Annotated in this window: 24 protein-coding genes; 18 read left to right on the top strand and 6 right to left on the bottom strand. The window is 43.9% G+C overall.

Annotated features, from left to right (window positions below; genetic code table 11):
* The first annotated feature begins 141 nt into the window (after window positions 1–141).
* The 18 genes from mnmG (at window position 142) to glmS (ending at window position 19784) form a co-directional block, all read left to right on the top strand.
* Entirely contained in the window at window positions 142–2034 is a 1893-nt protein-coding gene (gene mnmG, locus FM038_RS25100; RefSeq protein WP_142873279.1) for a tRNA uridine-5-carboxymethylaminomethyl(34) synthesis enzyme MnmG, read from the top strand.
* A gap of 119 nt (window positions 2035–2153) precedes the next feature.
* Window positions 2154–2774 carry a 16S rRNA (guanine(527)-N(7))-methyltransferase RsmG gene (gene rsmG, locus FM038_RS25095; RefSeq protein WP_142873280.1) on the top strand — a complete coding sequence of 207 codons (621 nt, stop codon included), beginning with the start codon at window positions 2154–2156 and terminating at the stop codon, window positions 2772–2774.
* 90 nt (window positions 2775–2864) lie between these two features.
* Window positions 2865–3653 (top strand): ParA family protein, encoded by a 789-nt coding sequence (locus tag FM038_RS25090; protein ID WP_142873281.1) that lies wholly within the window; start codon window positions 2865–2867, stop codon window positions 3651–3653.
* A gap of 15 nt (window positions 3654–3668) precedes the next feature.
* Window positions 3669–4556 carry a ParB/RepB/Spo0J family partition protein gene (locus FM038_RS25085; RefSeq protein WP_142873282.1) on the top strand — a complete coding sequence of 296 codons (888 nt, stop codon included), beginning with the start codon at window positions 3669–3671 and terminating at the stop codon, window positions 4554–4556.
* 225 nt (window positions 4557–4781) lie between these two features.
* On the top strand, window positions 4782–5165 hold the full coding sequence (locus tag FM038_RS25080; RefSeq protein ID WP_142873283.1) for an ATP synthase subunit I: 384 nt from the start codon (window positions 4782–4784) through the stop codon (window positions 5163–5165).
* Between the two features lie 12 nt (window positions 5166–5177).
* Window positions 5178–6014, top strand: a complete 837-nt coding sequence (gene atpB, locus FM038_RS25075; protein ID WP_142873284.1) for a F0F1 ATP synthase subunit A — start codon at window positions 5178–5180, stop codon at window positions 6012–6014.
* Window positions 6015–6080: 66 nt separating this feature from the next.
* Window positions 6081–6332: a F0F1 ATP synthase subunit C gene (atpE, locus tag FM038_RS25070; protein ID WP_011639455.1), complete on the top strand. Its 252-nt coding sequence runs from the start codon at window positions 6081–6083 to the stop codon at window positions 6330–6332.
* A gap of 37 nt (window positions 6333–6369) precedes the next feature.
* Window positions 6370–6840 carry a F0F1 ATP synthase subunit B gene (atpF, locus tag FM038_RS25065; protein ID WP_142873285.1) on the top strand — a complete coding sequence of 157 codons (471 nt, stop codon included), beginning with the start codon at window positions 6370–6372 and terminating at the stop codon, window positions 6838–6840.
* A 16-nt stretch (window positions 6841–6856) separates the two neighbouring features.
* Window positions 6857–7390, top strand: coding sequence for a F0F1 ATP synthase subunit delta (atpH, locus tag FM038_RS25060; RefSeq protein WP_142873286.1), 534 nt, complete (start codon window positions 6857–6859; stop codon window positions 7388–7390).
* Between the two features lie 14 nt (window positions 7391–7404).
* Window positions 7405–8946, top strand: a complete 1542-nt coding sequence (gene atpA / locus FM038_RS25055; RefSeq protein WP_142873287.1) for a F0F1 ATP synthase subunit alpha — start codon at window positions 7405–7407, stop codon at window positions 8944–8946.
* A gap of 48 nt (window positions 8947–8994) precedes the next feature.
* On the top strand, window positions 8995–9855 hold the full coding sequence (gene atpG / locus FM038_RS25050; RefSeq protein ID WP_142873288.1) for a F0F1 ATP synthase subunit gamma: 861 nt from the start codon (window positions 8995–8997) through the stop codon (window positions 9853–9855).
* Window positions 9856–9890: 35 nt separating this feature from the next.
* Window positions 9891–11267 carry a F0F1 ATP synthase subunit beta gene (gene atpD, locus FM038_RS25045; RefSeq protein ID WP_142873289.1) on the top strand — a complete coding sequence of 459 codons (1377 nt, stop codon included), beginning with the start codon at window positions 9891–9893 and terminating at the stop codon, window positions 11265–11267.
* 59 nt (window positions 11268–11326) lie between these two features.
* The gene (locus tag FM038_RS25040) at window positions 11327–11755 is read left to right on the top strand and encodes a F0F1 ATP synthase subunit epsilon (RefSeq protein ID WP_142873290.1); all 429 of its coding nucleotides are present in this window, start codon (window positions 11327–11329) and stop codon (window positions 11753–11755) included.
* 663 nt (window positions 11756–12418) lie between these two features.
* The gene (locus FM038_RS25035) at window positions 12419–12775 is read left to right on the top strand and encodes a DsrE/DsrF/TusD sulfur relay family protein (protein WP_142873291.1); all 357 of its coding nucleotides are present in this window, start codon (window positions 12419–12421) and stop codon (window positions 12773–12775) included.
* 348 nt (window positions 12776–13123) lie between these two features.
* Complete coding sequence (glmU, locus tag FM038_RS25030; protein WP_142873292.1) at window positions 13124–14506, top strand: bifunctional UDP-N-acetylglucosamine diphosphorylase/glucosamine-1-phosphate N-acetyltransferase GlmU; 1383 nt, start codon at window positions 13124–13126, stop codon at window positions 14504–14506.
* Between the two features lie 274 nt (window positions 14507–14780).
* On the top strand, window positions 14781–16928 hold the full coding sequence (locus FM038_RS25025) for a TonB-dependent receptor (RefSeq protein ID WP_142873293.1): 2148 nt from the start codon (window positions 14781–14783) through the stop codon (window positions 16926–16928).
* Between the two features lie 204 nt (window positions 16929–17132).
* The gene (locus tag FM038_RS25020) at window positions 17133–17903 is read left to right on the top strand and encodes a DeoR/GlpR family DNA-binding transcription regulator (RefSeq protein WP_142873294.1); all 771 of its coding nucleotides are present in this window, start codon (window positions 17133–17135) and stop codon (window positions 17901–17903) included.
* A gap of 51 nt (window positions 17904–17954) precedes the next feature.
* Window positions 17955–19784: a glutamine--fructose-6-phosphate transaminase (isomerizing) gene (glmS, locus tag FM038_RS25015; protein ID WP_142873295.1), complete on the top strand. Its 1830-nt coding sequence runs from the start codon at window positions 17955–17957 to the stop codon at window positions 19782–19784.
* Window positions 19785–19856: 72 nt separating this feature from the next.
* Here the strand turns inward: glmS and fliB are convergent, their stop codons facing one another.
* From fliB to FM038_RS24985, 6 genes are all read right to left on the bottom strand, one after another.
* A complete protein-coding gene (gene fliB, locus FM038_RS25010) occupies window positions 19857–21053 on the bottom strand; it encodes a flagellin lysine-N-methylase (protein WP_195873172.1) in 1197 nt (398 codons plus the stop codon).
* 135 nt (window positions 21054–21188) lie between these two features.
* Window positions 21189–21467 (bottom strand): hypothetical protein, encoded by a 279-nt coding sequence (locus FM038_RS25005; RefSeq protein ID WP_142873296.1) that lies wholly within the window; start codon window positions 21465–21467, stop codon window positions 21189–21191.
* A 137-nt stretch (window positions 21468–21604) separates the two neighbouring features.
* Window positions 21605–22354 (bottom strand): phosphate ABC transporter ATP-binding protein PstB, encoded by a 750-nt coding sequence (gene pstB / locus FM038_RS25000; protein WP_195873171.1) that lies wholly within the window; start codon window positions 22352–22354, stop codon window positions 21605–21607.
* A 14-nt stretch (window positions 22355–22368) separates the two neighbouring features.
* A complete protein-coding gene (gene pstA / locus FM038_RS24995) occupies window positions 22369–23229 on the bottom strand; it encodes a phosphate ABC transporter permease PstA (RefSeq protein ID WP_142873297.1) in 861 nt (286 codons plus the stop codon).
* Window positions 23229–24134: a phosphate ABC transporter permease subunit PstC gene (gene pstC, locus FM038_RS24990; protein WP_142873298.1), complete on the bottom strand. Its 906-nt coding sequence runs from the start codon at window positions 24132–24134 to the stop codon at window positions 23229–23231. Before pstC ends, pstA begins: the two co-directional genes overlap by 1 nt.
* A 105-nt stretch (window positions 24135–24239) precedes the next feature.
* A complete protein-coding gene (locus FM038_RS24985) occupies window positions 24240–25049 on the bottom strand; it encodes a phosphate ABC transporter substrate-binding protein (protein ID WP_142873299.1) in 810 nt (269 codons plus the stop codon).
* Window positions 25050–25345: the final 296 nt, after the last annotated feature.

Raw genomic sequence — 25345 nt, 5'->3', positions numbered from 1 at the left:
TCTTAAGATCTATTAAGCAGATCCACTTGCGATCTTTCGAGCTAAAATGATCATTCACCTTCTGTCATTCAGGTGCTAAAATGCGCATCTCAAATTCACAGTAGATCTTTATCGACGTCAGTTTTAATTTAAGGTTTTGTAATGCATTTTCATGAACGGTTTGATGTAATTGTTGTTGGTGGTGGTCATGCCGGAACGGAAGCAGCTTTGGCCGCTGCTAGAATGGGATCTAAGACCCTGTTGCTGACACACAACATTGATACGTTAGGACAGATGTCCTGTAATCCAGCGATTGGTGGGATCGGTAAAGGACATCTGGTAAAAGAGATCGATGCACTTGGCGGTGCAATGGCGACAGCGACTGATTTTGCAGGAATTCAATTTAGAACCTTAAATTCAAGCAAGGGCCCAGCAGTGAGAGCCACTCGTGCTCAGGCCGATAGAACCCTGTACAGAGCCAAGATCCAACAAATACTACAAAACCAGCCCAATTTAAGACTTTTCCAACAGGCTGTAGACGATCTGATTGTTGAAAATGGTCGTGTCACTGGTGTCGTTACTCAGATGGGACTCGCTTTTGAAGCCCCTGCAGTGGTGTTAACTGCTGGGACTTTCCTTAGTGGTAAAATCCATATTGGATTACAAAATTACAGCGGTGGACGCGCTGGTGATCCCCCATCGATCGCACTTGCAGATCGCTTAAGAGAATTACCGATCCGGATCGGTCGTTTAAAGACTGGTACACCACCAAGAATCGATGCCAATACCATAAATTTCGATCTGATGACTGAACAGAAAGGTGATACGCCTTTACCTGTGATGTCGTTTATCGGTGATGTTAAAGATCATCCTCGCCAAATTTCTTGTTATGTGACTCATACCAATGAGCGTACTCATGACATTATTCGTGGCGGTTTAGATCGCAGTCCTATGTATTCAGGAGTGATTGAAGGTGTCGGTCCACGTTACTGCCCTTCTATCGAAGATAAGATCAATCGTTTTGCCGATAAATCTTCACATCAGATATTTATCGAGCCAGAAGGATTAAATACTAATGAAATCTATCCTAATGGTATTTCCACAAGCTTACCTTTCGATGTTCAGCTCAATTTAGTGAGATCGATTCAAGGCATGGAGAATGCGCAGATCATTAGGCCAGGCTATGCCATCGAATATGATTACTTTGATCCACGAGATCTGAAAAATTCGCTAGAGACTAAAACGATCAATGGATTATTTTTCGCCGGACAGATCAATGGGACTACTGGTTACGAAGAAGCTGGTGCTCAAGGCTTATTAGCCGGAATGAATGCTTCATTGCAAGTTCAGCAGAAAGAAACCTGGTGTCCACGCCGTGATCAGGCTTATCTAGGTGTATTGGTTGATGACCTTTCAACTTTAGGAACTAAAGAACCCTATCGTATGTTTACCAGCCGTGCCGAATATCGTTTGTTGCTGCGTGAAGATAATGCCGATCTGCGTTTAACTGAAAAAGGTCATGAGCTTGGTTTAGTCGATGAAAATCGTTGGAGCCAGTTCAATCAGAAACGTGAGTCTATCGAATTAGAACTGCAACGATTGAGAAGCCTATGGGTTCACCCAAATTCACCGTTACTCGATGTATTAAACCCTGAGTTGAATACGCCTATCTCACGAGAAGCGACTTTTGAAGATCTGCTACGTCGTCCGGAAATGGATTATCCTAAATTGATGTCACTCGAAGGTTTTGGTCCTGGAATTGAGGATCAACGTGCTGCCGAACAGGTACAGATCCAAGTAAAATATTCTGGCTATATTCAACGTCAGCAAGATGAAATTGACAAGGCGCTTAAACACGAGACTACCGGACTGCCATTAGATCTGGATTACCAAGAGGTGCCTGGACTGTCGAATGAGGTGATCGCTAAGATGAATGAACATAAGCCAGAGACCATAGGTCAGGCTTCGAGAATTCCTGGTATGACACCTGCTGCAATCTCAATTTTACTGGTTCATCTTAAAAGACGTGGTTTACTTCGCAGAAAAGCGTCTTAATTTACTCATCATTTTAATGAATTATTACTAAGGGAAGCCTTTTGCGCTTCCCTTAGTCCGTACAGCGCCTCATAATAGCCAGTTAGTAATGACTAGCTTTTCTATTAAGGATTAATCCTGTGTTATCAGCCCAATTAGATGAATATCTAGCTGAAATGAACCTGACTGCTACCGAACAGCAAAAAAAGCAGCTTATCGGTTTTGTTGAGATGCTCAATAAGTGGAATAAAGCCTACAATCTGACAGCTGTCAGAGATCCCGAGCAGATGCTGATCAGACACGTCATGGATAGCTTAGCGGTATCTGAACATCTTGTTGGTGAGCATTTTATTGATGTCGGAACGGGTCCTGGTTTACCAGGGATCCCTTTAGCTATCATGAATCCTGACAAAAGCTTCGTCTTGTTAGATAGCTTGGGCAAACGAATTCGTTTTCAGAAGCAAGTTCAACATGAACTTAGCATTAACAACATTAGCTCAGTAGAGAGTCGTGTTGAAGCCTATGAACCTGAAGTCAAATTTGATGGTGTACTGAGTCGAGCATTTGCTTCAATCGAAGATATGCTGCATTGGTGTCATCATCTGCCTACCGAAAATGGTTGTTACTATGCACTTAAAGGTCAATTAGCCGATGATGAAATGGCTAAATTACCTGAAGGCTTTGAAGTCACAGATGTTATTGAACTGACCGTTCCCTGTCTCGATGAACAAAGGCATTTATTAAGAGTGGTTAAAAAGTAGCGTTACAGTTGCATTCTTTTTATGTTTCAAGCAACTTGGTATAGGTTTCAATTGTGTCGATAATATTTACACGACATACAGGATGGTATTGTGGGTAAAGTGATTGCCGTGGCTAACCAGAAAGGTGGCGTCGGAAAAACAACAACTTGTGTCAACTTAGCAGCATCTTTGGCTGCGACTAAGCGTAAAGTGCTTTTGATTGATCTCGATCCTCAAGGTAATGCAACCATGGGTAGCGGGATTGATAAGTACAGTGTTGAAAACACTGCTTATGAGTTGTTGGTCGATGAAAAGTCATTTGATGAAGTGGTTTATAGAGAAACCAGTGGAAAGTATGATCTGATCGCAGGTAACGGAGACGTGACAGCGGCAGAGATCAAACTAATGGAATTTTTTGCTCGAGAAATCAGGTTAAGAAATGCATTAGCACCAATTAAAGACGATTACGATTTTATATTTATCGATTGTCCTCCTTCGCTGAACATGTTGACTGTGAATGCCATGTCGGCTGCAGACTCGGTTCTGGTTCCCATGCAGTGTGAATATTATGCACTGGAGGGCCTAACAGCTTTAATGGATACCATCAGTAAGATTGGTGCCATGGTCAATCCAGGTCTGCATATCGAAGGGATCCTGCGTACCATGTACGATCCTAGAAATCGTTTAGCTAATGATGTATCCGATCAGCTCAAGCAACACTTCGGTGAAAAAGTGTATCGTACCGTCATTCCAAGGAATGTCAGGTTGGCCGAGGCGCCTAGCTTTGGTGCACCAGCCATGTATTACGACAAGACTAGTGCAGGCGCTAAGGCATATTTAGCCCTGGCAGGCGAAATCATTCGCAGAGCGGAACAGCATCAAGAGCTAGAGCAAGCTTAAATAAAGGCAGTGGAAATGACATTGAAAAAACGTGGGCTGGGTAAAGGTCTGGACGCATTACTCAGTACTAGCCATGCGGCAAGCAAGAAGTTTAATTCTGTTGAAGAAGCTGCTGAAGTTACGGCAAAAACAGATGACTTGTTAATGCTAGACATAGATTTGATGCAGCCAGGTAAGTACCAACCGCGTAAAGATATGTCTTCAGAGGCTCTTGAAGAGCTTGCTGAGTCGATAAAAGCTCAAGGTATCATTCAGCCCATTGTTGTGCGTATGATATCTGCTAGTAAGTATGAAATTATTGCTGGTGAGCGTCGTTGGCGCGCAGCACAAATAGCAAAACTTGAAAAAGTACCTTGTATCGTCAAGCAGGTGCCCGATGAAGCTGCTATAGCCATCGCATTAATCGAAAACATCCAACGTGAAGATCTCAATGCGATGGAGGAAGCGATTGCACTCGATCGTTTAATGCGCGAATTTGACCTGACTCATCAACAGATAGCGACCGCTGTGGGTAAATCGCGCGCAACAGTGTCTAACTTACTGCGTTTAAATGGCCTCAATGAGCCTGTAAAACGTATGCTCGAGTATGGTGATATTGATATGGGCCATGCCAGAGCTTTACTTGCCATCGAAGGTGATGAGCAAACTAATATTGCCAGATTAGTCTCTTCTAAAGAATTAACTGTTCGCGAAACTGAACGATTAGTTAATAAAACCTTAAACCAAGCTGAAATCGTCGAAAAGCCAGTAAAAGATCACGATGTAACCCTGCTCGAGAGCCAATTAATTGAAAGGCTAGGTGCGAAAGTTTCCATTACCCATAATAAAAAGGGTAAGGGGAAATTGGTAATAAACTATCAAGATCTCGCTGAATTAGACGGTATTATCAGTAAAATCAACTAAAATTCCCAAGTTAACGCCATATTACGTAATTTTGTGACAACTGTTAATTTTACACTTTTGCATATTTGGCGCTAGATCACGCTAAAAGACTCGGTTTTCCTCTGCTTAAACTTGCTTTGAGGGCCTGAAAAGGTATACTTTCGCAAGCTTTTTTGTCGCTCGACAGTGGTCGGATAAATATAATCCGGTCATCGAAACAAAAAGCGTTAATGCGGAGAAGATAAATTGAGTAAAGTTTTAGCTCGTCGTGGCCGGTGGTCAGCCTATAAATTGGTATTGATGCAGGCGGCGGTAGCTGGAATTGCTTCTGTTTTCTTTTTCGCCATGTGGGGAGCACAGTCTGGATTATCTGCTTTGGCAGGTGGTGCAATAGCTGTACTTCCTAATTTTGTATTCGCAACCCTCGCTTTTTCCCATACGGGAGCAAGTTCATCAGCTAAGGTCGTAAAGACTTTTTACTGGGGGGAAGCGGTAAAGTTGCTGCTTACAATGGCAATGTTTTCGTTAGTGTTTATCAATATGAAAATCGGCTTTATGCCACTTTTTGTATGTTATACCTTAGCGTTAATCGTTCATTGGACTGCTCCTTTATATTTCAAGCAAAGTTAAGTGGGATGAATCATGGCTGCAACTGGTGAAGCGTTAACACCGCAGGGCTATATCCAGCACCACCTTACTAATCTTCAGGTTTGTGCTACCGAAAATGGTTTAGCATTAAACGCTCCTGAGTGTGTAGGGAATTTCTGGACATGGCACATTGATTCGTTGTTCTTTTCGGTTGGGCTTGGTGTTCTGTTCTTGTGGCTATTCCGTAGCGTAGGAAAAAAGGCAACCACTGGTGTTCCTGGCAAGCTTCAATGCTTTGTCGAGATGATCATTGAGTTTGTTGATTCTAGCGTGAAAGAAACCTTTCATGGCCGCAACCCTGTTATTGCTCCGTTGGCATTAACTATTTTTGTATGGGTATTCATGATGAACTTCATGGATATGGTTCCAGTTGACTGGATCCCGGGTGCTGCTGCTTTAGTTGGCATCCCTTACATGAAAGTTGTTCCAACGACCGACTTAAACATTACCTTTAGCATGGCTATCGGTGTGTTCTTGCTGATTATTTATTACAGCATTAAAGTCAAAGGCATTTCAGGTTTTGTTAAAGAACTGACCATGCAGCCTTTTAACCATTGGGCAATGATACCCGTCAACTTACTGTTAGAGTCTGTAACTTTGATCGCTAAGCCAATTTCATTGGCATTGCGTCTGTTCGGTAACTTATATGCAGGTGAGTTGATTTTCATCCTTATTGCGTTGATGTACGGTGCAAATATGGCACTTTCAACTCTAGGTGTAACTTTACAGCTAGGTTGGTTGATTTTCCATATTTTGGTTATTACCTTACAGGCGTTTATCTTCATGATGTTAACCATTGTTTATTTAAGCATGGCACATGAAGATCATTAAGGACTGCTGTAAATTTTTATTAACTAAATCATAAACTAACTAGATTTAGAATATTTGGAGATAGAGATGGAAACTGTATTAGGCATGACAGCTATTGCTGTTGCTCTACTAATTGGTATGGGTGCTCTAGGTACCGCTATCGGTTTTGGCCTACTAGGTGGCAAGTTCTTGGAAGGCGCTGCGCGTCAACCAGAAATGGCTCCTATGCTGCAAGTTAAAATGTTCATTGTTGCGGGTCTTCTTGATGCTGTAACTATGATCGGTGTTGGTATCGCATTATTCATGCTTTTCACTAACCCTCTTGGTGCAATGCTGTAATAAACGCTTCTGTCTTTAAACTAAATAGGAGGCTGTTGTGAATATCAACGCTACCCTAATCGGTCAGACGGTTGCCTTTATTCTCTTCGTGTGGTTCTGCATGAAGTTTGTTTGGCCCCCTTTGATGAATGCCATCGAAGAGCGTCAAAAAAGGATTGCCGACGGTTTAGCTGATGCTGACCGCGCCGTAAAAGACCTTGAGTTGGCACAGGCGAAAGCCACTGACCAGCTAAAAGACGCCAAAGCTACTGCTAACGAGATCATTGAGCAAGCGAACAAACGTAAAGCTCAGATCGTCGATGAAGCAAAAGCCGAAGCAGACACTGAGCGTGCGAAAATCATCGCTCAGGGTCAAGCAGAAATTGAAGCTGAACGTAATCGCGTGAAAGAAGACCTGCGTAAGCAAGTCGCTGTACTAGCAATAGCTGGCGCAGAAAAGATTCTTGAGCGTTCGATTGATGAAGCCGCCCACAGTGACATAGTTAATAAACTAGTCGCTGAACTTTAAATAAGGAGTTTGAGTTATGGCTGAAATAACTACCATCGCTCGTCCTTACGCAAAGGCAGCTTTTGATTTTGCTATTGAGAAAAATGCAGTAGATAGTTGGGCAGAAATGCTGAACTTCGCGGCTATGGTGAGTGAAAACGAAACCATGAAGCCTCTGCTTGCTGGCGCCTTAGCTAGCAATAAGCTTGCAGAACTCTTTATTGGAGTTTGTGGTGAGCAGCTCAATGAGCAAGGTCAGAACTTGTTAAAGGTAATGGCTGAAAACGGTCGTTTAGAAGCGCTACCTGCTGTTTCTCGACAATTTGTTGAGATGAAACTTGAATGGGCAAAAGAGATTGAAGCTAATGTAGTTTCAGCTGTTGAGCTTACTTCAGTACAACAACAGGAAATTAGTGCTTCTTTAGAGAAGCGTCTAGCACGCAAAGTTACACTGACTTGCAGTATAGATGCCAGCCTTATTGCTGGTTTAATTATCACGGCAGGAGACTTAGTCATAGATGGCTCGGTCCGCGGAAAAATTTCGCGTCTGTCTGATATGCTGCAGTCATAATTGGGAGTTTGAGCATGCAACTGAATTCCACTGAAATCAGCGATCTGATTAAACAGCGGATCGAGCAGTTCGAAGTCGTTAGTGAAGCTCGCAACGAAGGTACAATCGTTGCAGTTAGTGACGGCATCATTCGCATCCACGGCCTAGCCGATGTTATGCAGGGTGAAATGATCGAACTGCCTGGTAACCGTTTTGCAATCGCGTTGAACTTAGAACGTGATTCTGTCGGTGCCGTAGTCATGGGCCCTTATGCCTCTTTGGCTGAAGGCGACAAAGTAAAAACAACTGGTCGTATTTTGGAAGTCCCAGTTGGCCGTGGTCTATTAGGCCGCGTAGTCAACACATTGGGTGAGCCAATCGACGGAAAAGGACCTATCGACAACGATGGTTTCTCTCCTGTTGAAGTAATCGCACCAGGTGTTATTGAACGTAAGTCTGTATCTCAGCCAGTGCAAACTGGTTATAAAGCCGTTGATTCTATGATCCCAATCGGTCGTGGACAACGTGAATTGATTATTGGTGACCGTCAAATCGGTAAGACCGCTTTAGCGATCGATGCCATCATCAATCAAAAAGATACTGGCATTAAGTGTGTATACGTAGCTGTAGGCCAAAAGGCATCTACAATTGCTAACGTAGTACGCAAGCTAGAAGAACATGGCGCTTTGGCGAACACCATTGTTGTTGTTGCTACAGCTTCTGAAGCTGCTGCACTACAATACTTGGCTCCATACTCTGGTTGTTCAATGGGTGAATATTTCCGCGACCGCGGTGAAGATTCACTGATTGTCTATGATGATCTTTCTAAGCAAGCAGTTGCTTACCGTCAGATCTCATTGCTACTTAAGCGTCCACCAGGACGTGAAGCATACCCAGGTGATGTATTCTATCTTCACTCTCGTCTGTTAGAACGTGCTTCACGTGTTAACGCTGAGTATGTTGAGAAGTTCACTAAAGGTAAAGTTAAAGGCCAAACAGGTTCTTTGACTGCTCTACCGATTATTGAAACTCAAGCGGGTGATGTATCTGCATTCGTACCGACTAACGTAATTTCGATTACCGATGGTCAGATCTTCCTTGAAACTGACCTGTTTAACTCTGGACTACGTCCTGCTGTTAACCCAGGTATTTCGGTTTCTCGTGTTGGTGGTGCGGCTCAGACTAAGATCATCAAGAAACTGTCAGGCGGTATTCGTAGCGCACTAGCACAGTATCGAGAGCTTGCAGCGTTCTCACAGTTTGCATCTGATTTAGATGATGCAACACGTGCTCAGCTTGAGCATGGTGAGCGTGTTACCGAACTTATGAAGCAAAAACAATATGCTCCTATGAGTGTTGCCGATCAGTCTGTGTCTATTTTCTCAGCTGAAAAAGGTTACCTCCAGAGTGTTGAGCTTAATAAAATTGGTGATTTCGAAGCGTCTTTGCTCTCTTTCATGAACAGCGAGCATGCTGACCTTATGAAGACCATCAACGAAACCGGCAACTACAATGCTGAGATCGAAGGTGAGTTGAAGGCTGGCCTCGATAAGTTCGTCGAAACCCAAACCTGGTAATCGATAGAGGTGTCGTAAGGCACCTCAGGTCCAGATTGGAGAGTTAAGATGGCCAACGCTAAAGAGATTAAAACCAAGATCGCGAGTGTTCAAAACACTCAGAAGATCACATCTGCAATGGAAATGGTTGCTGCCAGCAAAATGCGTAAAGCGCAGGAACGCATGGCTGCAAGTCGTCCATATGCAGAAAATATGCGTAAGGTGATCGGTCACGTGGCGCAAGGTTCTCTCGAATATAAGCATCCTTATTTGGAAGTGCGAGAAGCCAAGCGTGTTGGTTACATAGTTGTGTCAACCGACCGTGGTCTTTGTGGTGGTCTGAACGTTAACCTTTTCAAGAAGGTTATCGCAGACGTGAAAAAGCAACGTGATGCTGGTGCAGAAGTTGAATTCTGCCCAATCGGCGCACGAAGCGTACAATTTTTCACTAACTTTGGCGGAACAGTACCTGCTTCTGCATCAGGTTTAGGTGACGCTCCGGCGTTAGCTGATTTGATTGGAACAGTACGTGTGATGTTAGAGTCATACAATGAAGGCAAGCTAGATCGTTTGTACGTGGTATTCAACAAATTTGTGAATACTATGACTCAAACGCCTGTGATCGAGCAGCTACTACCTTTACCTAAGTCAGAAGTAGATGAGATTTCTCATCACTGGGACTACTTATACGAGCCAGATCCAAAAGAACTTTTGGATACTTTATTGGTGCGTTATGTGGAGTCTCAAGTTTACCAAGGTGTTGTCGAGAATATTGCATCTGAGCAAGCGGCCCGTATGGTTGCTATGAAAGCTGCAACAGACAACGCTGGTGATCTTATCAGTGACTTGGAGTTGGTCTATAACAAGGCCCGTCAGGCTGCGATTACGCAGGAACTGTCGGAAATTGTTTCAGGTGCCGCTGCCGTTTAGGTTAGGTAACGAATACAAGTTTTAGAGGATTTATCATGAGCACAGGTACTGTTGTCCAAGTTATTGGCGCGGTTGTGGACGTTGAGTTTCCACAAGATGCCGTACCTCAGATATATGACGCTCTAAAGATCGAAAGTGAAGGCTTGGTGCTGGAAGTCCAGCAGCAAATCGGTGGCGGTGTAGTTCGTACTATCGCCATGGGTTCTTCAGATGGTCTGCGTCGTGGTCTTGAGGTAACAAACACAGGTTCACCAATTTCTGTTCCGGTTGGGTCTGCGACTCTAGGCCGTATCATGAACGTATTGGGCGAGCCTATTGATGAATGTGGTGAAATCGGTGAAGAAGATCGCTATGTGATCCACCGTGAAGCTCCTTCATATGAAGATCAATCAAGCACAACTGAACTTTTAGAGACAGGTATTAAGGTTATTGACCTTATTTGTCCATTCGCTAAGGGTGGTAAAGTTGGTCTGTTTGGTGGTGCTGGTGTTGGTAAGACCGTCAACATGATGGAACTTATTAACAACATCGCAAAAGCACACTCAGGTTTATCTGTATTTGCCGGTGTAGGTGAGCGTACTCGTGAGGGTAACGATTTCTACTACGAGATGGAAGATTCAGGAGTACTCGATAAGGTGGCCATGGTTTATGGTCAGATGAACGAGCCTCCAGGAAACCGTCTACGTGTGGCACTTACTGGTCTTACTATCGCTGAGAAGTTCCGTGACGAAGGTAAAGATGTACTTTTCTTCGTTGATAACATCTATCGTTACACCTTGGCAGGTACTGAAGTATCTGCACTGCTAGGCCGTATGCCATCAGCAGTAGGTTACCAGCCAACTTTGGCTGAAGAGATGGGTGTACTTCAGGAACGTATTACATCGACTAAATCAGGGTCTATTACCTCTGTGCAAGCCGTTTACGTACCTGCGGATGATTTAACGGATCCGTCACCAGCAACAACCTTCGCTCACTTAGATGCGACTGTTGTATTGTCACGTAACATCGCTTCTATGGGTATTTACCCAGCGGTTGACCCATTGGATTCGACTTCGCGTCAGCTAGATCCATTGGTAGTCGGTCAAGAGCATTATGATGTTGCTAACGGTGTGCAAACCGTACTTCAGCGCTACAAAGAGCTGAAAGATATTATTGCGATTCTAGGTATGGATGAATTATCTGATGAAGATAAGACTACCGTAGCTCGTGCTCGTAAGATTGAAAAATATCTTTCACAGCCTTTCTTCGTAGCAGAAGTATTCACCGGTTCTCCAGGTAAGTACGTTTCTCTTAAAGACACTATTCGTGGCTTTAAGGGCATTCTAGAGGGTGAGTTCGATCACCTTCCAGAGCAAGCGTTCTACATGGTTGGTTCAATCGACGAAGCCGTTGAGAAAGCTAACAAAAAATAACTAGGTGTTCTGCACTAGTATTAAAGTATTAGTGCAGAGGACTAGTTTAAGGAGAACGGATGGCAGCCATGACAGTACAGCTTGATATTGTAAGTGCAGAAAGTAGCATCTACTCTGGCCTTGTAGCACACCTACAAGTGACTGGTGGAGAAGGTGATCTAGGTGTTATGCCTGGTCATGCGCCACTACTGACCAATATCAAACCTGGCATGGCGCGCATCGTCAAGCAAGATGGAAAAGAAGAGGTGTTTTACCTTTCGGGTGGTATCCTGGAAGTTCAACCTTTTTCTGTTTCAGTATTGGCTGACGTCGTTATGCGTGCCGATGATATTGACGAAAAAGCCGCTGTTGAAGCTAAGCAACGTGCAGAGGCCTCAATGGCTGATGCAGGTGCAGACTTTAACTATGCAGCTGCAGCAGTTGAGCTAGCCCAGGCTATTGCTCAGTTGCGTGTTGTCGATACCATCAAGAAGAACATTGCCAGATAAGGTTATTGTTTGATGAAAAAAGGCGTTCTCCGAAAGGTGAGCGCCTTTTTTGTGTCTGGAACACTTATGTAAATTTCCCATGGATGGAAAGAAATTGACGTTGTGTCTAAAAGAAGACGCTTGCTGCGCAAGCTGTAAGGACGGGCTTCGCCCTGTAAGACGCTTTGCTATAAGGACGTTCGCTTCGCTCTCTGTAAGTAAAAGAGTGGCCAAATTATGAGGGAGCTTGTCACACTTCTCTTTCTCGTCTTTTCGGCGCAGGCCGGAATCCATGCTTTTAGCCAACTTGTTGGCATCCACCAGCTTACTTGTAAGCGTCGAGTAGGCGAGCCGTCGTCTTTGTTTTACTATCCTTTAGCCAACTTGTTGGTGTCTACTAGCTTACTTGTAAGCGTCGAATAGGCGCAGCCGCCATCTCAGCACCATCAGCTTGCTGCACAAGCGTCGTCATAGTTTTACTATCCTTTAGCCAACTTGTTGGCATCCACTAGCTTACTTGTAAGCGTCGAACAGGCGCAGCCGTCATCTCAGCATCATCAGCTTGCTGCGCAAGCGTCGTCTTAGCCCTTCTTCCTATAGCCTCTCATAGCGTGATCTATGCTGAGATCTAACAAAGACTTGGGTGTTACCATTTAGTCACTAATTTATGGCAAGAGTATTCCTATGCAACAGGTTTTAATTATCGTCAATGACGCGCCTTACGGCTCTGAGCGGTTATTTAATGCTTTGCGTTTAGCTATTCAACTTAATGAGCAGGAGTGTCCACCTACTAAGGTGAGTCTGTTTCTGCTATCTGATGCTGTAACCGCTGTGTTGCCTAAGCAGAATCCTGTTGAGGGTTACAATATTCAGCAGATGTTGGAGATAATTTTAGCACAAGGTAGTGAGGTGAAATACTGTGGAACTTGTATACATGCTCGTGGCCTGAAAGCATTAGCCGTTATTGAGGGTTGCGAGCTCTCGACCATGGATGATCTTGCTCAATGGGTATTAACAACAGATAAAACGGTAACTTTTTAACTTTAAGAAGGACACTTGCTGCGCAAGCTTTAAGGACGGGCTTTGCCCTGTAAGACGCTTCGCTATAAGGACGTTCGCTACGCTCTCTATAAGTAACAGAATAGCAAGGCTATGAGAGAGCTTGTCATACTTCTCTTTCTCGTCTTTCCGGCGCAGGCCGGAATCCATCATTTAGCCAACTAGTTGGCGTCAATCAGGCGTAGCCGTCATCTCTGCACCATCAGCTTGCTGCGCAAGCGTCGTCTCTGCCTTCTATTTCCCCTGCTTTTCCGTTAAAATCAGCCCCACAAAAAATTCTTCCTCATTTTTCTTTATTATTTTTATCAGCATTAGCTCAAGGATAACTCCATGGCATTGAACGTAGTGATTTTGGCCGCAGGCAAGGGAACCCGCATGCGCTCAGATCTTCCTAAAGTCTTACACCCTATTGCGCATAAAAGCATGGTGCAGCATGTGATTGATACCGCCCATGACGTGGGCAGCGATGCGATCCAGTTGGTGTATGGCTATGGTGCAGAAAAACTACAGAGTGTCTTAGGTGAACAGCAACTTAATTGGGTTCTGCAGGCTGAGCAACTGGGCACTGGCCATGCGGTGGCTCAGGCTAGTTCAAATATCAATGATGACGATACCGTGCTTATTCTTTACGGTGACGTGCCGCTTATTCAAGCATCTACACTTGATGATCTGCTTGCTGCCCGTGAAGATAATGGCCTGGCGATTTTAACGGTGAACTTACCTAACCCAACAGGGTATGGTCGTATCGTGCGTACTCCTTGTGAAGGTCAAGAACTGGGCAAGGTTGTCGGTATTGTCGAGCAGAAAGATGCTAGTGCGGAGCAGTTACTGATCCAAGAGGTTAACACCGGCATCATGGCGGCTCCGGGTAAGCAGTTAAAAGACTGGCTCGGACAGTTATCATCAGATAATGCTCAGGGTGAGTACTATCTTACCGATATCGTCGCTATGGCGAATAAAGACGGGGTGGCTATCACAACGGCGCAGCCTGAATCGGCAGTTGAAGTGGAAGGTGCCAACAACCGAGTGCAACTTGCTCAGCTAGAGCGTGCCTATCAGGCTCGTGCTGCCGAGAAGTTGATGCTCGAAGGTGCAAATTTGCGAGATCCTGCACGCATCGATATCCGTGGTGATGTCACTGTGGGGATGGATGTAATGATAGACATCAACGTCATCATTCAGGGCAAAGTGACCATAGGTAATAACGTCACTATTGGTGCCGGTGCAATCCTTATCGATTGTGAGATTAGCGACAATGCCGAGATCAAACCTTACTCTATTGTTGAAAGTGCCAAGGTCGGTGTTAAAGCCAGTGCCGGACCATTTGCGCGTTTGCGCCCAGGAGCTGAGTTGAAAACAGATGCTCATGTCGGTAACTTCGTCGAGATTAAGAAGGCTGTGTTAGGTGAGGGCTCCAAGGCGGGTCATCTGGCTTATATTGGTGATGCACAAATAGGTGCAGGAGTGAATATAGGCGCTGGCACTATCACTTGTAACTATGATGGCGCTAATAAACATCTCACCGTTATCGAAGATAATGTGTTTGTCGGTAGTGACACCCAGCTTGTTGCTCCGGTGACAATAGGCAAGGGAGCTACACTTGGTGCAGGCTCTACGATAACCCGTGATGTTGCAGCTAATGAACTTGTTATTACCCGAGTTAAGCAACGTCATCTAAGTGGCTGGGTAAGACCAGTAAAAAAGCCTAAATAGTTGATGAAATCACTTCAATTATTATTGAAGTAAAGAGTTTGAAAGCGACGTTAACGGGTCGCTTTTTTTGTATCTGCTTTATGAAAAACCTCCATTATCAAGACTAGATAATTTGTTGTGATAATGAAATATTTTGCAAAATATGGAGGAATTATCTAGTAATTTAGTACTAGCTCACAGCCAATTGTAAATTTCCGTAAAGAAGCTTAAACAAAAACTATTCTCATTTATATTACGGCCAACTTTCGTTTGATATCCATATTTGGGGTTGGCCATGTCATTACTATCTCGTTCTTTTAAAGTGTCACCAATTTGTGTCGCCGTTGTCTCTGCACTTAGTCTTGCTCCTGCAGTTGCGGAAGAGGCAGCCGCTGAAGCCGTTTCTACTACTAATATCGAGCGCATCTCGGTAACCGGTCGCAGTTTCAATGATTACAAGGTTGGCAGTGCTTCAGGTGCGATGCGTGGTGACATTGACTTGATGGACACCCCACAGTCTGTTGCTGTTATTCCTGACTTTGTTACCGATGAGCAATTGGCAACTAACCTGTCTGAAGTATTGGTCAATGATTCAAGTGTGACTGGTGGCTCTGAGAAGTGGAACCGTCAGGTATTTAGTATTCGTGGCTTCGAGCTTTCTTCAGGTTCAGGATACCTAATTAATGGTCAGCAGCAGTGGTCTCACTATGTACAGCCTATTGAAACTCTGCAGCAGGTTGAAGTATTAAAAGGTCCTTCAAGCATGCTCTATGGTCAATCAGGTCCAGGTGGCTTGATCAATATGGTGACTAAGAAGCCAACCACTGAGACAATTTTCGACCTTGGTTTCGATACCGATGAACATGGTTCTACACGCTTTCAACTAGATGCTGGCGGTGCTATCAATGAAGCCGAGACGATTCGTTACCGCACTGTGCTAGTCAAGCAAGACTCTACCTATTGGAGAGAGTACCAAGATGGCACTAACCAAGAGCGTGATCGCTGGTTAGGTTATCTAAACCTTGAATTTGATATCACCGATGATCTGCTTTTGTCACTTAAGTATGACCACACCCAAGACAAGACAGGTATCGACCGTGGTGGCTGGTTAGATTCAGATGGTGACTTGATAGGTGGCAAAGATATTATCTGGGATCAGCCATGGGCCTTTACCGATAATACTATTACTAACATGGGCGCAGATATTACCTACTTCATCAGTGATGATTGGAAGGTAAAAGCAGGTTTTAATGATCAGCAATTTAATCGCCAGCGCTTAGATTCTTCACCGTCACTAATGAGTGGCTCAGAAGATCCATTTAGCGATGGTTACTATGTGAGTCCATTCGATCGCTACGATGATTGGCAGCATAAGACAGGCTATATCGACTTTGTCGGTAACTTCTCAACAGGTGGACTAGATCATCAGTTCCTGCTCGGCGCTAACATGTTGGATTACTATTATGGTCAGCTAAAAGAGTCGGGTGAGAAGAAACAAGTTGTGATGCCAGGTCAGCCTTTGCCTAAACCAGACCTCGATTACAACAATGATGAAACTCTTTACGAGAGCGAATACAAGCATTATGGTTTCTATGTTCAGGATTTGATCACCATTAATGATGAGTGGCAGGTATTGGCTGGTGTGCGTTATGACGAGCAGAAGAAAGAGGGTGCGGGTAACAATAGCTACGCAGTATCACCTAAATTTGGTGTGATTTACTCTCCAGCAGCTAACGGTAGCATCTATGTTAACTACTCTAAGAGTTTCACTCCGCAGGGTATCGTTAACAACGATGAAGATGCTAGCAATGGGATGAATCTTGACCCAGAGTACGGTGAACAGTATGAGATCGGTACTAAATGGGAGTTGTTTGACGGTAGCCTATTACTAACTGGTGCGGTATTCGATATCACGGTATCAAATGTTACTGTTCAGCAGGAACTTGAAACCCCAGATCCTGAAGGCAATATCTACATGACAACTCAGGAAGGTGAGCAGCGTCATAAAGGTTTTGAGATGGGCGCTCAGGGTCAGGTCAGTGAACAATGGTTTATGACAGGTTCAATGATGTATTTAGAAGCTGAGTACGTAACAAGCGCCAGCGATAAGAAAAGCTTAGACGGTATGACTCCTGTTGATGCACCTGAGTGGTCGGCTAACATTTGGACCCGTTATGAGATGACAGATAATCTGGCATTCAACTTCGGTGCTATCTATGTGGGTGAACGCTTCGCCAATACTAGCAACACAGTGACTAAAGATGGCTATGTACGTTTCGATATGGGCGCAGCATACACCATGGATGTGATGGGCAGTGATGTTAGCGTGCGTCTGAATGTGAAGAACCTATTCGATGAAGAATACCTAGCTGGCGGCACAACGACAGATGTTACTGTCGGTGAAGGACGTCACTTTGGTCTAGCATTAGAAGCTAAGTTCTAAATCTCGCGTAGATGAATATTTTAGACTCTAACAAAGGCAGCCTATTGGCTGCCTTTGTCATTTTTGGCTTTTTATTTAATATTATCTAAAAGCTTATGAAGACAATTTAATCAATTAGTTTGGCTATAATTTGTCTAATAAATTGCAAATATGTTTCGTTTGTCTATAATCCACCTTTCGAAACGAAACTTAATTGAAACTTCAATGACCAAACGTAATACGCAGCAGCGACGTCATACCATCATCTCCTTGATTAATGAGGAGGGTGAGGTGAATGTTGATGAATTAGCACTACGTTTCGAAACGTCTGAAGTGACAATACGTAAAGACCTTACGGCATTAGAAAAAACGGGCTTGCTGCTGCGTCGTTATGGTGGCGCGGTTTCTGTTCCTCGAGAGATGACCCAAGTTGTTACCGAAGCTATTTCCGCGAACAAGCTAAATATAGCCAAGGCGGCTGCCAGACTGATAAAAGATCATAATCGCATCATCATTGATAGCGGCAGCACCACCTCGGGTTTAGTTCAAGAGCTAAGCAGTAAACGTGGTCTGGTTGTGATGACCAATGCTCTGCAACTCGCCAGTGCTATCCATGAGTTAGAGCATGAGCCGACACTCTTGATGACAGGTGGAACCTGGGATCCTCATTCTGAATCTTTCCAAGGCCAAGTGGCCGAACAGGTATTGCGTTCCTATAATTTCGATCAACTATTTATCGGTGCCGATGGTATCGATATCGAACGTGGCACTACGACTTTCAATGAGCTGACAGGGCTTAGTAAGGTGATGGCCGAAGTTTCTCGTGAAGTCATTGTTATGTTGGAATCGGACAAGATAGGCAGACGTATTCCTAATCTGGAACTACCTTGGGGTGAGATCAGCGTTATCGTCACCGATGACAACTTGCCCGACGAGGCGGCAGAAAAAATTTCCGAACAAGGCGTACGTGTGATCGTGGCGCCTTATTCAAGCTAATTTCATTTTTCTATTTTAAGTTTTCAACTTATATAAATTTTAGGTATCAATATGTGCGGAATTGTTGGCGCGGTAGCGCAAAGAGATGTGGCTGAAATACTGGTAGAAGGTTTACGTCGTCTGGAATATCGCGGTTATGATTCAGCGGGTGTTGCCGTGATTAATAACACTGAGTTAACCAGTACTCGCCGTGTGGGTAAGGTACAGGAACTATCCAGTGCTCTGGACGCTGCGCCTCTAAGCGGTGGAACAGGTATCGCTCATACGCGTTGGGCAACCCATGGTGAGCCGAGTGAACGTAATGCACATCCACATCAATCACAAGGCGATATTGCGGTTGTCCATAACGGCATTATAGAAAACCACAACAAGTTGCGCGTGATGCTAAAAGGGTTAGGCTATAGTTTCGCATCTGATACAGATACCGAAGTTATCTGTCACCTAGTTCACCATGAGCTTAAGTCCCATAAGACTCTGCTGGCAGCAGTTCAGACAACGGTTAAGCAGCTGGAAGGCGCTTATGGCACAGTAGTTATTGATCGCCGCGACAGTGATCGCATGATAGTTGCTCGCTCGGGTAGTCCCTTAGTTATCGGTTATGGCCTAGGTGAGAACTTTGTCGCCTCGGATCAGCTGGCACTACTTCCTGTTACCCGTTCTTTCTCTTTTCTGGAAGAGGGAGACGTTGCTGAGGTGACTCGTCGTAGCGTTGATATTTATGATGTCGACGGTAATGCGGTTGAGCGTGAGGTTAAAGAGTCTGAAGTTACCCATGATGCCGGTGATAAGGGCGAATATCGTCATTACATGCTCAAAGAGATCTATGAGCAGCCATTGGCTTTAAGTCGCACCATAGAGGGACGTATCGCCAATAAGCAGGTATTAGATACAGCCTTTGGTGATAATGCTGCTGAGTTTCTGAAAGACATCAAACATGTACAGATCATCGCTTGTGGCACGAGTTATCATGCGGGCATGGCCGCACGCTACTGGTTAGAAGATTGGGCTGGTGTTTCATGTAACGTGGAAATTGCTTCTGAGTTTCGTTATCGCAAGTCGCATATGTTCCCTAATAGCTTGCTAGTCACTATCTCTCAGTCTGGTGAAACAGCCGATACCTTAGCTGCGCTTCGTCTGGCGAAAGAGATGGGTTATAAGGCTACTATGACCATATGTAACTCTGCCGGATCGTCACTGGTTCGTGAATCCGATATGGCTTATATGATGAAAGCGGGCGCCGAAATTGGTGTCGCTTCGACTAAAGCCTTTACGGTTCAACTCGCTGGACTATTGATGTTAACGGCTGTGATTGGTCGTCATAACGGTATGAGTGAAGATCTGCAGGCTAAGATCACTCAAAGCTTACAATCAATGCCTGCAAAAGTTGAGCAGGCACTTGGGCTAGATGATGCCATCGCCGAGCTTGCAGAAGATTTTGCCGATAAACATAATGCGTTATTTCTCGGCCGTGGTGATCAATACCCCATCGCCATGGAAGGTGCGTTAAAGCTTAAAGAGATCTCTTATATTCATGCCGAAGCCTATGCATCGGGTGAACTAAAGCATGGTCCACTAGCGCTTATCGATGCCGATATGCCAGTGATAGTAGTTGCACCAAATAATGAGCTATTAGAAAAGCTTAAATCTAATGTAGAGGAGGTGCGTGCTCGTGGTGGTCTGATGTATGTATTTGCCGATCAAGATGCCGAGTTTGAGTCTGATGACACCATGAAGGTTATCCCTGTACCGCATTGCGATGAGTTTATGGCTGCGCTTATCTATACCATTCCAATGCAGTTGCTTTCATATCATGTAGCACTTATCAAAGGTACCGATGTGGATCAGCCACGTAACTTAGCTAAGTCTGTGACTGTAGAGTAAATATCAGTTTAAATAGATGAAAACCGCCATAAAGGCGGTTTTTTATTGTCTATATAAACACACTAACTATGTTTAGTGAGCTGTTGGCGGTGTGTGGTCACAGTGCAGTAAGCTAATGGCGGAGGCGACATCGCTAAAGCCTGATTTTTCCAATATGTCGACCACATAGGTACTGAAGTTCAGTTTGTGTTGTCGATTGGTATGATAAACCTGGAAGCAAAGCACAATATCACTCTCTGATAGATCCCCCTTGTATGCGGCCATAGCGGCTAGATAGCAGCGGATCATAAAGCTATCTAATAGCATCAAGCGGTAAGCTTGGCTCGGTGAGAGCTTATCGACCATAGGAAAGTTCATGTTGTACATATAGTAAAGTTGGTATCTATCGAACAATTCGGGATATTTGGCTAGTGCAGGTTTAGCTATGCTACACCAAGCGTGGTTAATGCTATCCATGGTGATTTTTTTATTGGCAGCAAGTGATTTTATTGCCTCGTTGATTATCTCAAATCTTGCCTGACCTCTTGCGGCTCTATTTGTGTTTAACCACAGATGTATCGACTCAAAAGCATGCATCTGATGTATATTGTTATTGATAAAATCATCATATTGTTTTTGCAAAGTTCCATTGTTTATCAGTTGAGTAAGTTGATTAAACATGGCGTCGATATTCTCGGTACCAGAATTACTGATCCGACTCGACTCCACGGTATTGGTTAGGATACCGATAGAGAGGAGAGACTGCTCCCAGGTTAGCTTGTTGTTGAGTAATAACTGGATTGAGTAATCATGACCTTTTGAAGCCCAAGCTGGCGTGGGGTTTGCTTTTTGTTTAGAACCACTCTGAATACGCTCAAAGTTGAATGCGTTGGGTTTGAAGAGTACATTTCTAACAGCCTCTGGGCAGGAAAGTGACAGGCTTTCATACTTATCGCCGTCTCTTATCGTATTGAGTCTGGGGTATGTTTTACAGGTGTGACTTAATAGTTTTTCACCCGCTGTAGCATGAATTTGACATAACTTATTTTCATTTAGAAATGGGCAGCCACCATTAGTATTAAGTTTCACAGTTGCCCAGTTAGAGTCACTTTTTTTGGTTTTTTTTAGTACCTGTTTGGCTTTATCTTTTAGCTGCGGGTGTTCACAGGTCTGTTTATAACTCTGTTTATCAATGTGGATCCCCCAGTCATAACAGCAACTGTCTTCACAGTCTGAACCTATACAGCTGAATTCACTGACAAAGCCTGGTCTTATTATTGCGCCTTCCATCTCTGAGTCTCATCTGGGCTAATTAAGTAATCAGGTCGACACTTTAATGATGCTTCTAAAATTTATATTTAACTTTGAAGGGGGTATTAAAAAGCCTCCTATATCGGAGGCTTATGGGGTCTATATCTATGCAAGCTATTTGCTTTCAGCCGCACCTTTATCTTTTGATATTTTAATATCGAAGTTGTCCAGTAAAAGCAGGGTATCGGCAATTGCGGCTTTCAATTTTGTTGATGGCGGTAAGCCTAGTTTTTTGGTTTGGCCTAAAGACTCACGCCGGGTGACACACTCGAGCATGACTTCTAGACTCGCTACGTCATTGATAGCGATAGGAGGTAGCTTTTTAGATGCTGCGTTGTTATAGATTTCGAATTCATTTTTAAGGTGTTCTTGAGCTTCTCTAATTCTTTCCATATGAACTTGTCCTTTTTATGATAAACCCATACTTCCGAAGCTATCTCATTAACATTATTTAAACAAGCTACCTTTAAGTCTAACGTCATTCAATTCAGTCAGTTTTCATCAAATGACGTATGAGGCTCCCAAAGTCATTAGCCAAACTCGCCACTAACGTACCCCTGAGTGCGCTTATCGCTTGGCTGATTAAATACTTGGGAAGTTTCACCGTGTTCTACTAGCTCACCCATCCAGAAAAATGCTGTCTTATCTGAAATTCGTTTTGCTTGATTCATCGAATGGGTCACTATAACGATAGTGAACTTCTTGCGTAATTCGTCCATCAACTCTTCAATTTTATGGGTGGCGATAGGGTCTAATGCGCTGGTAGGTTCATCCATTAATATGACTTCTGGCTGCATTGATATTGCTCGTGCGATACAGAGTCGTTGCTGTTGCCCGCCAGATAGACCGAAAGCGGGACTGTTGAGGCGCTCTTTTACTTCATCCCAAAGTGCAGCACCGCGAAGAGATTCTTCCACAACCTCATCTAATTTTCTTTTATCTTTGATACCTTGGGCTTTTAAACCAAAGGCGACATTTTCATAGATGCTCATCGGAAAAGGGTTAGGCTTTTGAAATACCATACCTACACGCATGCGTAATTGTTTTACGTCGACGTCCGAGTAAATATCTTTACCTTCAAATTTAACCTCGCCGGTGATCTTTACCCCTTCGACTAAGTCGTTCATACGGTTCAAGGTTCTAAGCAGTGTTGACTTGCCACACCCAGAAGGACCAATCAGTGCTGTCACTTGACGTGATGGGATCTTTAATGAAATATCTTTTAATGCATGGTTATCACCATAAAAAAGATTGAGATTACTCACTTCTAACTTATTCATGTTTCAGGCCTTCATTAAGATGATTTATTAATACGTGAGGCAATAAACTTGGTTGCCAGATTTAACATTAGAACGAGTACAATCAAGACGGTTGCTGTTGCATAGGCTTGATCCCATTCATTTTGAGTAAAGAGTTCTTGGGTGAGTTTATAGAGGTGTACGGTTAATGTACGACCTGACTCTAATACTGATTCAGGTATTTGGGTCACCATACCCGCGGTTAGAAATACCGGAGCCGATTCACCTATGACGCGACCGATACTCAAAATTACTGAAGTGACTATACCAGGCATGGCACTGGGTAATATCAGGCGCCATATGGTGTATATCTTAGAACTGCCTAATGCATAACCACCTTCACGATAACTCATGGGCACGGCTAAAAGTGCCTCTTCCGTAGTACGTATCAGTACCGGAAGGATCAACATCGATAGTGTGAGAGAACCAGCCAAAATGGAGAAACCTAAGCCTAAAGTGGTGACGAAAAATGTCATACCAAATAGGCCGTAAACGATAGAGGGGATCCCTGCTAGAGATTCAGTACAGAAGCGGATAGTCTTGACTATCTTACTGCCTGGCTTGGCGTATTCAGTTAAGTATATTGCCGTCATTATGCCAATAGGCGCAGCTATTGCGAGGGATAAGCCAACCATATAGACAGTAGAGACTATCATGGCCCAGATCCCCGAAGCCTCACCAATACGCGTGTATGCACCAGTGACAAACTCCCAACTCACATGTGCTAAGCCATTACTTAATATGTGCCATACAACCCAAAGTAGAAATAGGATGGTGATTGCTGCAGAGCCCCAGATAGCAGCGAGCAATAGTTTGTCTTGGACATCTCGATTTAAAATACGTTTATCTTGAAGCATTAGTAGCTCCTCTTACGGTTTAGATATAACAAACTTGCATTGAGTAACACTATAAACACCAATAACACTATGCCTGTAGAGTAAAGTGCGCTGGAGTGAATGCCGGTTGCATAAGACATCTCCATGGCGATGTTGGCGGTTAACGTTCTCGCTGGTTCAAGTATCGAGCCTGGCATAGCTGGAGCGTTACCCATTACCATGATAATTGCCATTGTCTCGCCAATAGCACGAGCAATTCCGAGTGCTACGCCGGTGAAAATACCACTTCGAGCCGCTGGAATAAGTACTTTGAATATACTGTAAATATGTGAAGCACCGAGTGCCAGAGCTCCCTCTTTATAAACAGGTGGTAGTGCTCGAAGAGAAGTTTCTGAAATGGTGATAACCGTAGGCAGAATCATTATTGCCAGAACTATTATGCCCGCCAACAGAGTATTACCTGCTGGAATATTAAAAATTGTTTCTATGGTTGGGACTATAATAACTAAGCCAAAAAATCCATAAACTACCGATGGAATTCCTGCGAGAAGTTCTACAGCAGGTCTAATGATATCGGCTAACCATTTAGGAGCAAGTTCGGCCAGAAATACTGCGGTTAAAATGGCAATCGGTACGCCGATGATCACAGCTCCCGTAGTAGAGATTAGCGTGGCAATGATCATCGGGAAGATGCCATATAATGCTGGTGGCAACCACTCTCTACCTAGGACCATATTGACTACACCGGCTTCTTTAAATGCGGGTAGACCTTCTTGAAATACAAACCAACCTATGGTGGCGACAGAGATAACTCCCACCATGGCGCTGGCTAGAAAAAGTATGTGGAAAAAGAATTCTTTCCAATCAATAACTTTTGCTGGTGCGAGTTGTAGTCCAGTGGTGCAGGCTTTACTTGCTGTATTCATCACTTTGCCTCGAGAGCACTTTTTAATTTATTGTGAGTAAATGAGCTAAAACTAATTCAGAGGAATAGATGTTCCTCTGAATTAAACAATGAATGCTGGATTGAATTACTGGACTCGGATGTAGCCCTCTTCAGCAACTATGCTCTGTCCATCTTCAGAAAGAATGTAATTAACAAAGTCATGAGCATTGATGTGGGCATTCTTGTCCATCAGTACGATGAACGGACGAGCTATCTGGTAGTCACCGGTTGCGATATTTTTACTTGTTGCTGCAACTCCATTTACATCTACTGCTCGCAGCGAGCCATCGACGCTACCTAGTGAGATGTAGCCAATAGCATATGGATTGTTAGCTACAATAGTCTTGATCATGCCGTTACCATTGCCAACTTGAGCCGTTGGAGAAATTGCCGTGACCTTGTGGCCATTTACAGTACGTTGTAGTTTCATGATCTCTTCGAAAGCCCCACGAGTACCTGAACCATTTTCACGAGTGACGACGACAATAGGCTTTTTCTCTCCGCCGACTTCACTCCAGTTTTTAATTTCACCACGGTATATTTTTGAAATCTGCTCTTGGGTTAGATTTTGTATTGGGTTGGCATTGTTTACAGCTGCTGCAATACCATCACGAGCGATGACTATCTCTTTAGTGTCTGAGTTCAACTCGCTGTCTTTTACGTTACGAGAAGACATACCTATCATGCTAGTACCGTCTTTCGCTGCACGGATCCCAGCTGAAGAACCTGTACTCTGTACCTCAACATTTTTTCTAGTGGTATTTTGATAATTCTCTGCGAGTACTTCCATAACATGGGCAACCGAAGTCGAACCCGATACTGTCACTGTGCTTGCCTGAGCAAGTGGTGCTGTCATAAAGCTTACAGCGGCTAATAAACCAATAACTTTTTTCATCACAAGTTCCACTCTTATTAAGTCGTAATACACATTTAAAATTAGGACTTCCTCTCTGGAAGCAAACGCATTAAGACAGAGTTTTATGACAGCTAAGTTACAGCGTTCTTGGTGAGCTTTGCCGGGGCAGAGCAATTAAATTGAATTGTTTGCTTTGTGTTGCGTAGATGTTTTTCTTTTTTGTGGCTGTAATGTATTTGATACGATAAAAGCTTAAGTCGTTATATATAGCGGAAGGCTAACAACGATAGGGGAAAGAGAAAATTTAAACGGCTAATTTACTACTTTCACTGTTA

It is taken from the genome of Shewanella eurypsychrophilus (assembly GCF_007004545.3).
GTDB classification, from domain to species: Bacteria; Pseudomonadota; Gammaproteobacteria; order Enterobacterales; family Shewanellaceae; genus Shewanella; species Shewanella eurypsychrophilus.
The sequence above is the reverse complement of the archived record's forward strand: the minus strand, read 5'-3'. Positions and strand labels throughout refer to the sequence as shown.